Source organism: Streptomyces sp. NPDC026538, from assembly GCF_055567535.1.
The window spans coordinates 168,247-182,215 of the sequence record NZ_JBVHQG010000016.1; the positions used below are offsets into that span (position 1 = coordinate 168,247).

Below are 13,969 nucleotides of genomic sequence, written 5' to 3' on the forward strand. Positions count from 1 at the left end.
GGGGTGGCGCCTCACCGGTTTCTGTCGAACACAATCACCCGTGTGAGTGAAGGATGCGCGGGTGGGTGAGGGTGGAGAGGCCTCTGACACCGTTGTCGGCGGCGGGTGACAGACTGACGCCATGGACGAACGCGTAATCGGCAGGTCACAGCAGCGGGCATCGGTCGTCGGCCTCGGCACATGGCAGCTCGGTGCCGACTGGGGCGACGTGGACGACAAGGAGGCCCTGGCCGTTCTGGAGGTCGCGGCCGAGTCGGGGGTGACCTTCTTCGACACCGCCGACGTGTACGGCGACGGGCGCAGCGAGGAGACCATCGCCGCCTTCCTGAGCGGCAGGCCGGACCTGCACGTGCTGGTGGCCACCAAGATGGGCCGCCGGGTCGACCAGATCCCGGAGAACTACGTCCTGGACAACTTCCGCGCGTGGAACGACCGGTCGCGCCGCAACCTCGGCGTGGACCGTCTGGACCTGGTGCAGCTGCACTGCCCGCCCACCCCGGTCTACTCCTCCGGCGAGGTGTTCGACGCCCTCGACACCCTGGTCGAGGAGGAGCGCATCGCCGCCTACGGGGTCAGCGTCGAGACGTGCGCGGAGGCGCTCACCGCGATCGCCCGCCCGGGCGTGGCCAGCGTGCAGATCATCCTCAACCCGTTCCGCATGAAGCCGCTGCGCGAGGTGCTGCCGGCCGCCCGGGAGGCCGGCGTCGGCATCATCGCGCGGGTGCCGCTCGCCTCCGGTCTGCTGTCCGGCAAGTACACCAAGGACACCGTCTTCGCGGCCGACGACCACCGCACCTACAACCGGCACGGCGAGGCCTTCGACCAGGGCGAGACCTTCTCCGGCGTGGACTACACGACGGGCGTGGAGGCCGCCGCCGAGTTCGCCGCGCTCGCCCCCGAGGGCTACACCCCGGCCCAGCTCGCCCTGCGCTGGATCATCGACCAGCCGGGCGTCACGACGGTGATCCCGGGTGCCCGCAACGCCGAGCAGGCCCGCGGCAACGCGGCCGCCGCCAAGCTCCCGGAACTGCCGGCGGAGACGGTCGCCGCCATCCGCGACCTCTACGACCGCCGGATCAAGGACCAGGTCGAGAACCGCTGGTAGCACCCGCCGGGCCGGGACGGCACCACCGTGCCGCTCCCGGCCCGGGCCGTTTGAACGGCGGGCCGGGCGGTTACACGGACTCCATGACCGACCAGGAGCGGCGGCGGGGGCGCGACGAGAGCGAGGAGGAGCGCGCCGACCGGATGTGGGGCGAACTCATCCAGGAGGTCCGCGTCGCCCAGACCGGTGTGCAGATCCTCTTCGGTTTCCTGCTCACCGTGGTCTTCCAGCAGAAGTACGCCGAGTTGTCCGACGTGGACCAGACGATCTACATCGTGACCGTCGTCCTGGGAGCCGCGGCCACGGGCGCCCTCATCGGCCCGGTCTCCCTGCACCGGCTGGTCGCCGGCCGCAAGGTGAAGCCACAGGCGGTGCGGCTGGCCTCCGGGCTGACCCAGATCGGCCTGTCCCTGCTGCTGGCCACGATGGCCTCCGCGCTGGTGCTGATCCTCCGGGTGGCCACCGGCGGCAGCAAGATGACCTGGGTGGTCGTGGCCGTCGTCGTCTGGTACCTGGTGTGCTGGTACGGCCTGCCGCTGTGGTCCCGGCGCCGTCACACCACCCGTTGAGCCGTCTCCAGCGCCCGCAGTTGCCGGTCGTGCACCCGGCTGAGCAGCAGCACCGACACCGTCGCCCCGACCAGCGCGCAGAACATGTCCCACTGGGTGTCCCAGACGTCGCCCTGGGTGGCGAGGAAGGCGTCCGCGCCGTGGCCGCCGATCTCGGCCGCGAGCCACTCGAGCAGCTCGAAGAAGGCGCTGAACGCGAGGCAGGCGCACACCGTCAGCGGAGCCAGCCAGCGGCTGCCGCGCAGCGGTGAGGTACGGCTGAACAGTTCACGGACCAGGACGGCCGGTACGAATCCCTGCATGAGGTGGCCGAAGCGGTCGTACGGATTGCGGTCCAGGCCGAAGGTGTCGCGCACCCAGTCGCCCACCGGCACCTCGGCGTAGGTGTAGTGGCCGCCGACGGCGAGCACCAGCGCGTGCGCGGTGAGGAGCCCGGCCAGCAGCCCCGTCAGCGGGAAGCGCCGCCAGGTCAGCACCACCAGCGGCAGGCCGGCCAGCACCCACACCGTCTCCAGGAACCAGGTCGTACGGTCCCGGGCACCCCACGCCGACACGGCCATGCCGGCCACCACCACCCCGGCCAGCAGGGCGGGCGGCACCCGGCGTGGCACACGGTGCGGAACGGGACGCGGGGCGGGATGCACTGCGGTCATGGCGGACTCCTCGTCGTGGGAGCCCCATCGTGGCCGCGGCGCCGGGGCGCGGACATGAGTACGGCTACTCAGCCCGGCATGCGCTTACTCAGCCGGTGGCGAGGATCTCCGCCAGCAGGTCGTCCACCCGGACCTCCTCCCGGCCGGGCGGCACGGCCAGGTAGGTGTCGCTCAGGAACGAGGCGAGCGCGGGCGCCCACGCGAACACCACCGCGTGGTGCCGTTCGCCGCCGGGCAGGGGATCGCCGAGGAAATCCATGCGCACTTCCCTCCAGCGCCCCTGCCGTACCGGACGCAGCCGTACGTCCCCGACCCCGACCGGCTCTCTCAGACCCTCGTTCAGCATCTCCCGGTCCAGCCGCCATCGGGCCAGCACCCGGCCGTCCAGGGTGAACACCGCGGTGACGGCGAACGGGTCTTCGGCGTCGTACGACAGATGGGCGAGGACGGGGCAGCGGGCGGTCCCGTCCGCGCGGAGCTGTACCACCAGGGTCCTGTGCACGATGGGGTTCACGCGAGAGGCCTCCGAGAACGATCGGCTGGGTGCCTTCTAGTACCCCTCTCACACGAAAAACGCTCAATCGCGAGCGGAATCCGCTGCGGTAGGCACTGTGGTATCCACCACGGAGTCGCCCTTCGTGCCGCGCAGTGCCGCCAGGCAGGAGCCGATGGCCTGCTGGAGTTCCTCCAGGCGCTGCACCATGTCGTCCTCGTAGAAGTCCTGGGCGTCGTCGAAGGTCAGCTCCTCGAACGCCTTGGTCGCCTTCTGCAGGCTGCTGTAGAACCTGGTGCGCTTCTCCTGGACGCGCAGTTCGGGGTCCGCCTCGACCGTCTCGACGACCAGGTTCTTCATGGTGTCGTAGGCCTCGGTCGCCCACTCGCCGGTGTCCTCGTCCTCGTCCAGCTCGTCGAGGAGCGACAGGTGACGCTCGGCCTCCTGCCGCAGTCCGACGGGAGCGTCCACGGTCTGCCCGGCGGGTGTCTTGATCTGGCCGGACTCGGCGATCTGGCGGACGTATCCGATGCGGTCAGCCGAGCGGCTCTCGGTGGCGACGGCCTTCTTCAGGTCGGCGGTGCGGACCACGTCACGGGCCAGCACGGTCTGCAGGTCCGGGTCCTCCTTGATGCGGTCGAGGAGTGCCGAGCGGGCCGCGCGGGCGGTGGAGGGGTCGGCGAGGATCGCGGCCCGCAACGCGGTCGGGTTCTCGGCCACTTCGAGGGCCTTGGTGGGCCGGATGCCCTCGGCCTCGGCGGCCTGACTGATGGCGGTGCCGCGCTCGGACGTCGCACTGTTGCGGGAGACGTAGTAGTCCAGCCAGACGTCGGAGTCCGGGAGTTCGACCTCCTGGCCCGGGGCGAGGGCCTCGAAGTGCGGGACCACCCCGTCGTCGGCGGCCCTGTCCCACGCCTTGTAGTAGCGCATCACCCGCTCCGGGGAACAGCCGGCCAGCTCGGCGAACTCCTTCGCCGACACCTTCGGCGTCTCGTCCGCGCCCTGCCCTCCCGGCCGCACACTGCGGGCCACCATCAGCCCGAACGCCCAGCCTCCGGTGCGCACATACGCGCCGAACTCCCGGGCGTCGCGCGCCACGAGGTCGGACAGGGGAGCCGGGGACGCGCTGGACGTCTCGGACGGGTCGATCGCTAGGGTCACGGAGGACACTCCTGAAGGCTGCCGAACTGCGTACGTACCGACGGGCAGCCTATATCGACCCATTGGCCAGGGTTTGCCGCACGGCCGGGGACCAGGCGATCGCGGCTCAGCTCGCGGAGGGCCGGAACGTGGCCAGGAAGGTCTTCAGCGCCAGCGTGTTCGCGGCGTCGTCCCAGGTCGCGGCGGGGGCCGTGATGCGCAGCGAGAAGCTGCGGCCGCCGCCGAGCAGGAAGCCGCGGCCGAAGGTGCGCACCTGGTCGGCGCCCGTGCCGGACAGCCACTCCATGTCCGCCGCCTTGTACCCCTGGTAGGTGGTCGCCTTGATCTGGCCGATCCGCCGGTAGCCGTCGAGCTGTTGCAGCTGCGGTTCCACGTCGTCCCGCCAGACCGCGACCGGGTCCGGTCCTGCCTGGGTGCTGTGGGTGACGGCCAGGGTGTGCGGGTCGTCGCCGCCCGGGCCGAAGGTGACCCGGTAGGCGACGTCGTCGACCCGCGAGGTGTCGACGCGCTTCCAGCCCGCGGGGAGCGCCACGGAGAAGCCCTCCGGGGCGGTGTAGCGGTGGTACCCGGCCGGGAGGGCACCGGCCGTGGCCGACGGCGACGGCACCGTCTTCGAGGGGGAGGAGGCAGGGGAGGAGGCCGCAGGGGAGGAAGGAGCGGAAGAAGGAGGTGCGGAAGGGGAGGGCGAGGCGGTGGGCACGTTGCCTTCCGTGCGGTTGCCCGCGTCGCTGGCCGCCGCGGAGGCGCTCGGCGGCGAGCCGGCCAGGGAGCCGACGCCCGGGAGCCCCTGGGTGGCGGCGAGCACCGCGACCGACACGGTCACCACCGCCAGCGCGGTCCCCCCGATCATCGTGGTCCGGCTCCATCCCGAGGCCCGCGCCGCCACGTAGGCGCCGCGCAGCCGGGGGACCGGGGCGGGCTGCCCGATCGCGTCGGGGTCCTCGTCCAGAACACGTGTCAGCGCCTGCCGGACCACCGGCCGGCTCAGCCGTTCACGGGAGTTCTTGCGCAGCAGCCCCTGGACGACCTGGGTGAGCGGGCCGGCCCGCAGCGGGGTGCGCAGCGGCAGCCGGTCCACGCCCTTCAGCGTGGCGTCGGGCCGGCCGCGGTCCCGGAACGGCGGCCGTCCCTCGACCATCGTGTAGAGGATCGCGCCGAGCGCCCACAGGTCGGCGGCCGGCCCGATGCGCTCGTCTCTGGCCTGCTCCGGCGAGGCGTACGACGGTGCGGTGACCCGCGGGGCCAGGGTCGCGCCGGCCAGCCCGAACCCGGTGATCACGACCGGGCCCTCGTCACGGACGAGGATCTGGCCGGGGCTGAGCTCGCCGTGCGTGTAGCCCTCGCCGTGCGCGCCGTCCAGCACGTCCAGCACCTCGATGGCGATCCGGGCGGCCCGCACGAAGTCGAACGTGGGCTGCTGGGCGAGCAGTTCACTGAGCGGTGTGCCGTCGATCACCTCCGTGACCGTCCACAGCGTGCCCGCCTCCTCGAAGGCGTCGATCACCATGGCGACCCGGCCGGGCCGCAGCGCGCCCATGGCCTCGGACGTGCGCAGGATCCGGGAGGTGGTCCGGCGTATCACGTCCTCGGTGAGGGCGTCGGGAAGCACGATCTGGGTCAGCAGACGTGGTCGTTCGGCCTGCACGTCCTCCGCGTACCAGCTGATGCGGTTCGGCTCGCGGTCGGCGACCTCGAGGAGCCGGTACCTGCCGGCGACCAACTGCTGTGCGGAGACATGCGCCTTGACCATCGTCATCCCTCGCTGGAACCCCTGCCTCGTCTTAACCAGAGGTACGCGGGACGCGCCCGGGTTTGTTCAAAGAATCTGCAACTCCGAGCCCCTTCTTGCCTTCCATTCAAACGGAGTCCGGCACTCGGGACTTGAGGAAAATGGCCGATGGCCGGGCCCCGACCTGCGGGTAACCGACGGTAAAAGCCCGGCTGCGGTCCGCTGGCCGACCCACCGCGAAACGCCCGGTATCCGGGTGAACGGGGCCGGCCGGACCGGATCAGAGGTCCCGGCGCACCAGGTAGTCCAGCAGGCCGCGCAGTTCCGCCGACGCGAGCGGCAGCCCGGAGAGCAGTGCCTCGGCCCGGGCGGTGTGCCGGCGGGCCTCGGCGAGCGCGGCCTTGCGTCCGCCCGCCTCCTCGGTCAACGCGGCCGCCGCCCCGGCTTGCCCCGGCGTGTCGAGCAGCCGGGCCAGCCGGGGTCCGGCGGGCGAGCCGAGCGCGGTGAGGACCGGATACGTCTTCTTCCGCTCCCGCAGATCGCCGTGCACGGGCTTGCCGGTGACGGCCGGGTCGCCCCAGATGCCCAGCACGTCGTCGACGAGCTGGAACGCCACGCCGAGATGGCGTCCGGCCAGGTCCAGCGCGCCCACCGTGGCCTCGGGCGCGCCGCCGAGCGCGGCCCCCAGCGCGACGGCGCACCCCAGCAGCGCGCCCGTCTTCCGCTCGGCCATCACCCGGTACTCCCGTACCGACACACCGGTCCAGGGCCGCGCCGCGAACAGCAGATCGTCCGCCTGCCCGTGCACCAGGTCCGCCAGTGCGGCCGACAGCAGCCGCAGGGCGCCGGGTCCGCCGGGAGCGGCGGCCAGGGTCTCGACCGCGAGTGCGAAGAGGGCGTCGCCCGCGAGGACGGCCGGTCCGGTGCCGTACGCCTGCCAGACGGCCGGGCGGCGGCGCCGGGTGGCGTCGCCGTCCATGATGTCGTCGTGCAGCAGCGAGAAGGCGTGCACCAGTTCCACCGCGACCGCCGCCGGAACCCCGCGCTCGGCGGGCGCGCCGGTTGCCTCCGCGCCGAGCACCGCCAGCGCCTGCCGGACGCCCTTGCCGCCCGGGGCGGCGGCAGGGGAACCGCCGACCTCGCACCAGCCGAACGCGTACCCGGCCATCTCGCCGACCCAGGGGTGCAGCCGTCCCACCGCCGCGGCCAGTGCGGGCCGCACCAGCTCCCGGCACCGGACGAGCGCGTGCGGGGGAGCGGTGACGGGTGCGGGCGCGGTCATCGGACGGCCTCCGCCCCGACGCCGAACTCCGCCTGGGCCCGGGTCACCATGTCCCGGGCGTGCCGCAGGCCGGCCCGCTCCAGCACGCCCGCGAGGTCGGCGAGTTCGGCCGCCGTCTCCGCCCGGTCACGGCCCAGCCGGGCCAGCGACTTGGCCAGCCCGAGCCGTGACAGCGCCTCGCCGCGCGGCTCGCTCATGGCGCGGAACTCCGTGAGGGCCAGCTCGTACAGCTCCCGCGCCTCCGTATAACGCCCGGCCCGGTAGAGGACGTTGCCGCGCATCTTGTGGTTGTAGGCCAGCGCGCTGGACAGGTTCATCGCCCGGCAGGACCGCTCCGCCTCGGACAGCAGCGCGAGTGCCCGCTCGCTGTCGCCGTCCCGCACCGACACGATGTCCGCGAGCCCGCGCAGCGCCCAGGCGTGCCCGCGCCGGTCCTCCGCCCGTGCCGCTATACCGGCCGCCTCCTCGAAGAGCGCGTACGCCCGGTCGTACGACCCGGTGTTGCGATGCATCTGCGCGATGCCCTCCAGCGCCCACACCGTGTGCCGGGCCTCTCCGCGCCGCCGGGCCTCGGCGAGCAGTTGCTCGTGCAGCCGGCCCACGGCCGCGTAGTCGCCCTGGATGCGGCCGGTCTCGGCGAGACCGGCCAGTGAGTAGCCCCGTACGACGACATCCCCGCCCCGCTCGCCGAGGTCGGCCGCCAGCCCCAGCAGCCGCCGGGCCAGCGGGAACGCGCCGCGCTGCCGGGCCAGGGTGCCGCCGCTCCACAGCGCCCACGCCATCGCCGCCGTGTCCCCGGCCGCCCGGGCGGCACGGTAACTCGCCTTCCAGGCCCGGTCGGCGTCCCCCACCTGGCCGAGGCGCCGATGTGCCTCGGCGACGGCCAGACCGCAGCGCGCCTCCTCGTCGTGCCGACCCGACCGCTCGGCCTCCCGCAGCCGATCGATGCCCTCGGCCAGCACGTCGACGAGCGACGAGTTCACGGACAGGGAGGTCAACGCGCCCTGGTACTCCGGGGCGACTGCCTTGCCGTACATGGGTGACATGGGTGCCTCTCTACGCGGGACGCGTCTACACGTCGTCTATACATCATGTGTATACATATTGTGTATAGTGCGTCCGAATTGTGCCCTGGCCGCAGGGGCCAGGGCTTCGCTGTTGTGAATCAAGACGTCGGTACGGCCGCCGGGGTTGCCTGCGTGGTGTGGATCACCGCGCGCGGGTGTCAGTGCTGCTGAGCCTTCTGCGGGGTCACCTCGCTCGGCCGCACCACGACGTAGCCCTCGCCCTGGAGCATCAGCTGGACCGCTTCCCCCGAACCGCCGCGCAGCATCGACCCGATGGACTGCGAACGGTGCAGCGAGGTCTGGAGCTGGGTCGTCCAGCCCACCACCGCGTCCGTGTCCACATATACCGGCGCCTGCGGCGAGACCGGTATGACCAGCGGATTGCCGTCGCAGATCAGCCCCAGGCTGCCGTGTCCGGTGAACACGCTGTTGAACAGACCGCCGCCTGCGATGCCGGACCCCTTCACGGTCCTGATCTCGTACGACAGCGAAGCGTCGAAACACAGGACGTTGCGGCCGTTGACCGTGAACTGGTCGCCGGGCTCGACCTCGACGATGAAACAGTTCTGTGCCTCGTGTGCGAACCAGGCCTCGCCCTGGCCCTGCACGGACATCAGGGGCAGACCCTCGCCGGTGACCGCGCGCTTGAGCATCCCGCCCACGCCCTGGCCCTTGCGCTCGAACTTCAGATTTCCGCGGTGCGCGATCATCGCGCCCTGGCGTGCGTGCATCTCGCCGTTCACGGCATACCGGACGCACTTCGCGTTCTCGATCGTCATGCCCGGCTCGACGGCCGGTTCCACCATGTGCTGACTGGAAAAGAGATCACCCTTCATGCCGGGCATGGTGTCCCGGACGAACCCGTTCCGCCAAGATCACGGACCGTATCGGTTCAGGCACCGAACAGCTGGGTCCAGTAGGTGCCCGCCCGGCCGCCGCCCGCGAAGCCCACGCCGATGTGGGTGAAGTCCGGTTTGAGGATGTTGGCCCGGTGGCCGGGGCTGTTCATCCAGCCGTCCACCACCTCGGCGGCCGAGCGCTGGCCGCAGGCGATGTTCTCGCCGATGGTGCGCCGCCGGGAGCCCGCGGCGGCGGCCCGGTCCCAGGGCTGGGTTCCCTCGGGGGAGGTGTGCGAGTAGAAGTCCCGGGTCGCCATGTCCGTGCTGTACGCCTGTGCTGCCGTGGCCAGTTGCGGATCCACCGCGAGCGGCCGCAGCCCGGCCCGGACCCGCTCCCGGTTGGTGAGGTCGACGACCTCGTCCCGGGTGCGGGTCAGTTCGGCCGGGGTGAGGGGTCTGGCCCACAGCGCGGTCCAGTAGAAGTCCCCGCCCCTCGGACCCTGGACGTGGGCCAGGCCGGCGTGGGTGAAAGCCGGGTCGAGCAGGGTGCGCCGGGCCCCCTCGGTGCGCAGGCAGTAGTCGACGAACTCGGCCGGGGTGCGCGGGCCGGAGACGAGATGCTCGCCCACCGTGACATACGCGAATCCGGTGCGATCGATCCGCTGGTGGAGCGAGACGCCGTCGGGGCTCTCGGTGGCCAGGCGGCCGGCGTCGGCCATCGCGGTGGCATGGGCGCGAGCGGCGGAGGTGAGCCGGGCGTCCGGGGCCACCGGTGGGCGGCCGGACCGGGCGCGGGCGGAGTTGACCAGGCCCAGCAGGCCGTCCGGGTCCGGGAGCGCGGCCGCCGAGGGCCGGGGCGGCGCGGCCGCGGTGCGCTGGGCGGGGATCGTGGGGCGCGACGCCGGAGCCGGCTGCCGGTCCTCGACGACGTCGACCCCGAAGTCCCGGGCCAGCCCCGCCAGTCCGTCGGCGTATCCCTGTCCGACCGCGCGCAGCTTCCAGCCGGTGTCCCGGCGGTATATCTCGGCGAGCAGCAGCAGGGTCTCCGTCTGCGGGCGCGGCGGGGCGAACCGGGCCACCGTCCGGCCGAGGCGGTCGGTGACATGCAGTGCGGAGGCGGGCAGCCGGCCGAGTGCGGTGCCCGGCTCGGCGGCGGTGACCGTGAGGGTGACGCGCTGGGCGCCGGTCCGCAGCCGGGCCGGCTCGACGGTCAGTGTGTCGCCGCGCAGCCGGACGCCGGGGGCGTCCGGCTGGTTGTAGAAGACGAAGTCGGTGTCGCCGCCGACCTTGCCGCTCTCGTCGGTGATCAGCGCGGAGACGTCGAAGGGACCGGGCACCCGCAGCGTCAGCGCGCCGTCCGGAAGGGGCAGATTGCCCCCGGGGACCAGCTCGCTCATCGCGCCGCCTCTGCGAGGTCAGGGGCCGAACATCGCGCCCGGTGGGGGAGTCGCCGGTAGAACGTCCGGCCCGGGCGCGAGGTTCCCTCGCCGGGGGCGGGGCATACCGCTCCCGCTGCTACTGCTCCCGTGGCGCGGCCGGTGCGATGTCCTCCCGTTCTACCGGTTTCCCGGCGCTCCGCGTCCCCGTCGCCGCGCGCTTGCCGCAGAACGCCGGCTCCAGCGTGTCCGCCAGCGTGTTGAGCACGGTCGAGCTGTTGGAGGCGTTGGCCAGCGCGGTCAGGCTGCGCGTGCCGTCCTTGGTGGTGAAGGCGTACGTGTAGTAGCCCTGCACGGCGCCCGTGTGGCCGTACACCGAGATCCCGCAGGACAGGTCACGGCGGCGCAGCCCAAGGCCGTAGGAGGTGTTGGAGTTGACCGGGGTGAAGCGCTCCATCTCCGCGAGGCGGGCGGCCGACGTCAGCTTGCCCCGGACCAGCGCCGAGTAGAAGGTGTCGAGGTCCTGGGCGGTGGAGATGATGGCGCCCGCGCTCTGCGCCCAGGACACCGTCTGGTCCGTCGCGTCGACGGCCGCGACGCCGGCCTTGTCGGCGGTGAGGTAGCCCTTGGCGTGCTGCCCGGGGATCTTCGTGTCGGGGTGCACGTAGAAGGTGTCGCGCAGCTCCAGCGGCTTGAAGATGCGGTTCTCGTACTCGGTACGCACGCTGTGCCCGGTGAGCTTCTCGATCAGCATCCCGGCGATGACGAAGTTGGTGTTGGAGTACGAGTAGGCGGCCCCCGGCGCGTTGGTGCGCGGCTTCCTCAGGGAGAGGTCGACCAGCTGGCGGTAGGTGAAGACCTTGTTCCGCACCGCCTCGAACCCCGACACACTGCTGGCGAACAGGTCGTCGGTGTAGTCGTACAGACCGCTGCGGTGGCTGAGCACGTGCCGCACGGTGGTGCGGTCGTCGGGCAGCAGCCCCGGCAGATAGCGGTTGACCGGTGCGTCCAGGGCGAGCCTGCCCTCGTCCACCAGCTGCAGCAGGACGACCGCCGAGAACGTCTTGGTGACACTTCCGACGCGGAACCGGTCGCCGGTGGTGATGGCTCGCCGGGTGGTCCGGTCGGCCACGCCCCGCGTGGTCCTGTAGACCTTCGTGCCGTCGTCGATCCGCGCCATCGCGCCGGGCGCGCCCTTCGCCACCACCGAGTTCAGCACCGCGGCCATGCCCGCGGTGTCCGGCGCCGGCAGTGCGGCGGCCGGGCGGGGCTCCGCTCCCGCCTTCATGGGCGCCGCCTGGGCCGGTACCGCGAGCAGCGACAGCGCCACCGCTCCGAGCACCGCACTTCTGCTCATCCTTGCCGAGACCATCCGGACCCAGCTCCTTTCTGTCTGCCTCTGATGCGAGATGGGTCACATTCGGTGCAGGGAACCCTCTCGCATCCCGTCACATCTCCACAGTCGACGCACAGTTGGTCACTCCGCGATCACCACGCGGTGCGGAATCGCAAAGTATTGCTACTAAACGCAAGAAAACCGACGAACTGCGCTTTACATGGACATGACTCGTCCGGAAGGGTTGCGGCCGGGGGCCCGACCAGCCCCCTTGGCGCCTCGACGGCGCCGTGCCGCAAGGCGGTGGGTGATCGATGCCGACCGTCTTCGAACGTAAGGAACCCTGACCAGTGCGTAGCGCGCACATACGCAGCGTGGCGGTCGCCGTCGCCGTGACGACGGCCGCCACAGCCCTGACCGGTACGGCCTTCGCCGGTCCCATCACGGGGGTGGGACAGCAGGCCACGGCCGCCGCCACGACGGCCGCGCAGGTGGTGACCGCGGCACGGACCGCGGCCTTCGCCCACGCCTCGGCGACCGGAGTCGGCGCGGGCGACGAACTCCAGGCACAGGACGTGATGATCGACCCCGAGGGGGCGCGTCATGTCCGCTTCGTCCGCACCCACCGGGGCATGCCGGTACTCGGCGGCGATCTCGTCGTCCATCTTTCCCGTCGGTTGGCCTACATCGGCGTCACCCGTGCGGCCGACCATGCCGTCCGGCCCGCCACCACCGAGGCGAAACTGACGGCCCGCCAGGCCGAGGAGAAGGCCGCCTCCGCCGCCGACGGCGACGCCGGCACCGCCGCACTCGTGGTGGACGCCCGCGGCGGTGCCTCCGCCCTGGCCTACCAGGTGACGGTCGACGGCTCGGACGGCTCCCGTACGGTCGTCGTCGACGCCCTCACCGGCACGGTGCGCAGCAATACGCCGGACAACGACGAGTTCCTCTCGCCCAAGGTGCTGGAGAGCCTCCGCGAGCGCGGCGAGACCCTCGACCCGGTCACCGGCATCGGAGCCCACGCCGACGCCTTCGCCGGCGCGTCCGTCTCCGCCGCCGCCCGCTACCCGGCGACCGCGCACGGCTTCGGCAAGTCACTCTTCGTCGGCAAGGTCCCGCTCACCACCACGCAGACCGCCCGCAAGAGCTTCCTGCTCAAGGACCCGACCCGGTACGGCACCGAGACCCGGGACGCCAAGGGCAAGGAGACCGAGAGCTTCGCGCAGGGCACCAAGTTCACCAGCACCACCGACAACTGGGGAAACGGCGCCACCAGCAGCCGGGGCAGCGCCGCGGCCGACGCCCAGTACGGCATCACCAAGACCCTGGACTTCTACAAGAAGACCTTCGGCCGCAAGGGCATAGCGAACAACTCCAAGCCCGCCCGCGCCATGGTCCACTGGGGCAAGAAGGTCGGCAACGCCTTCTGGGACTCGGACTGCGGCTGCATGCTGTACGGCGACGGTGACGGCCAGGAGATCAAGAAGCCGCTGGTCGTCCTCGACGTCACCGGCCACGAGCTGACCCACGGCGTGGTGGACGCGACCGCGAAGCTCGAACCGACCCGTGTCGACAACGACGGCAACCAGTACGGCGAGCCGGGCGCCCTGAACGAGTCGCTGGCCGATGTCTTCGGCTCGAACGTGGAGTTCTCCGCGAACAACCCGAAGAACCCGCCGAACTACCTGCTCGGCGAGAAGCTCGGCCTGCAGCAGAAGTTCCTGCGCCGCCTCGACCACCCCTCGCTCGACCGCCTCGAAGGCACGGTCGACTACTGGTCGCCCGAGGTGTCGGACGCCGAGGTGCACGCCGGCTCCGGTGTCTCCTCGCACGCGTACTACCTGCTCGCCGAGGGCAGCGGCCACAAGAAGATCGGCGCCACCACCTACGACTCGCCGACCTACGACGGCTCCACGGTCCAGGGCATCGGCCGCGCCAAGGCCACGGCGATCTTCTACCGCGCCCTGACCCGGTACATGGTCTCCTCGACCGACTTCCACGGCGCGCGGATCGCGACGCTGAAGGCCGCCAAGGACCTCTACGGCGCGAGCGGCGTCGAGTACCGCACGGTCGACCAGGCCTGGGCCGCGGTCAACGTCACCGAGGCCAACACGCCGGCCGCCCGCCACTGACGGGCACGCCACACCGCTGATCCGGGTGCCCTGTCGGGGGGCCGGGCACCCGGATCGCTCCCCCCGGTGGAACCGGATCGAAGTCACTGGTGGAACCGGATCGAGGTCACTGGTGGAACACGAGCCAACGCCCCCACGTCACCCGCCATTTGAAGGCCACGGCAGCCTCACAGTCAACCTTCAGGTGATTCCTGTTTCTTTTATTGACAGCGGAAAATAAGCCACCT

Annotated in this window: 12 protein-coding genes; 3 read left to right on the forward strand and 9 right to left on the reverse strand. The window is 71.7% G+C overall.

What is annotated here, in order from left to right:
• Positions 1-121: 121 nt before the first annotated feature.
• Positions 122-1,105: an aldo/keto reductase gene (locus ACZ4N4_RS42695; protein ID WP_467599389.1), complete on the forward strand. Its 984-nt coding sequence runs from the start codon at positions 122-124 to the stop codon at positions 1,103-1,105.
• 83 nt (positions 1,106-1,188) lie between these two features.
• Positions 1,189-1,674, forward strand: coding sequence for a DUF6328 family protein (locus ACZ4N4_RS42700; RefSeq protein ID WP_453577857.1), 486 nt, complete (start codon positions 1,189-1,191; stop codon positions 1,672-1,674).
• Here ACZ4N4_RS42700 and ACZ4N4_RS42705 read toward each other — a convergent pair.
• The 9 genes from ACZ4N4_RS42705 to ACZ4N4_RS42745 form a co-directional block, all read right to left on the reverse strand.
• Complete coding sequence (locus ACZ4N4_RS42705) at positions 1,659-2,327, reverse strand: DUF2238 domain-containing protein (protein ID WP_467599392.1); 669 nt, start codon at positions 2,325-2,327, stop codon at positions 1,659-1,661. The genes ACZ4N4_RS42700 and ACZ4N4_RS42705 overlap by 16 nt on opposite strands.
• 88 nt (positions 2,328-2,415) lie before the next feature.
• Positions 2,416-2,841, reverse strand: coding sequence for an SsgA family sporulation/cell division regulator (locus tag ACZ4N4_RS42710; protein WP_453577862.1), 426 nt, complete (start codon positions 2,839-2,841; stop codon positions 2,416-2,418).
• Between the two features lie 63 nt (positions 2,842-2,904).
• Complete coding sequence (locus ACZ4N4_RS42715; protein WP_453577864.1) at positions 2,905-3,981, reverse strand: hypothetical protein; 1,077 nt, start codon at positions 3,979-3,981, stop codon at positions 2,905-2,907.
• 106 nt (positions 3,982-4,087) lie between these two features.
• Entirely contained in the window at positions 4,088-5,737 is a 1,650-nt protein-coding gene (locus ACZ4N4_RS42720) for a serine/threonine protein kinase (protein WP_467599395.1), read from the reverse strand.
• A 253-nt stretch (positions 5,738-5,990) separates the two neighbouring features.
• Positions 5,991-6,992 (reverse strand): polyprenyl synthetase family protein, encoded by a 1,002-nt coding sequence (locus ACZ4N4_RS42725; RefSeq protein WP_467599398.1) that lies wholly within the window; start codon positions 6,990-6,992, stop codon positions 5,991-5,993.
• The gene (locus ACZ4N4_RS42730; RefSeq protein ID WP_467599401.1) at positions 6,989-8,029 is read right to left on the reverse strand and encodes a tetratricopeptide repeat protein; all 1,041 of its coding nucleotides are present in this window, start codon (positions 8,027-8,029) and stop codon (positions 6,989-6,991) included. The genes ACZ4N4_RS42725 and ACZ4N4_RS42730 overlap by 4 nt, the downstream gene beginning before the upstream one ends.
• Before the next feature lie 188 nt (positions 8,030-8,217).
• Positions 8,218-8,895: an AIM24 family protein gene (locus tag ACZ4N4_RS42735; RefSeq protein WP_467599404.1), complete on the reverse strand. Its 678-nt coding sequence runs from the start codon at positions 8,893-8,895 to the stop codon at positions 8,218-8,220.
• A gap of 56 nt (positions 8,896-8,951) precedes the next feature.
• Positions 8,952-10,295 (reverse strand): CAP domain-containing protein, encoded by a 1,344-nt coding sequence (locus ACZ4N4_RS42740; RefSeq protein ID WP_467599407.1) that lies wholly within the window; start codon positions 10,293-10,295, stop codon positions 8,952-8,954.
• Positions 10,296-10,413: 118 nt separating this feature from the next.
• Entirely contained in the window at positions 10,414-11,631 is a 1,218-nt protein-coding gene (locus ACZ4N4_RS42745) for a serine hydrolase domain-containing protein (protein WP_467599410.1), read from the reverse strand.
• Positions 11,632-11,960: 329 nt separating this feature from the next.
• Between ACZ4N4_RS42745 and ACZ4N4_RS42750 the strand changes: the two genes are divergently transcribed.
• Positions 11,961-13,742 (forward strand): M4 family metallopeptidase, encoded by a 1,782-nt coding sequence (locus ACZ4N4_RS42750; RefSeq protein WP_467599412.1) that lies wholly within the window; start codon positions 11,961-11,963, stop codon positions 13,740-13,742.
• The last annotated feature ends 227 nt before the right edge of the window (positions 13,743-13,969 follow it).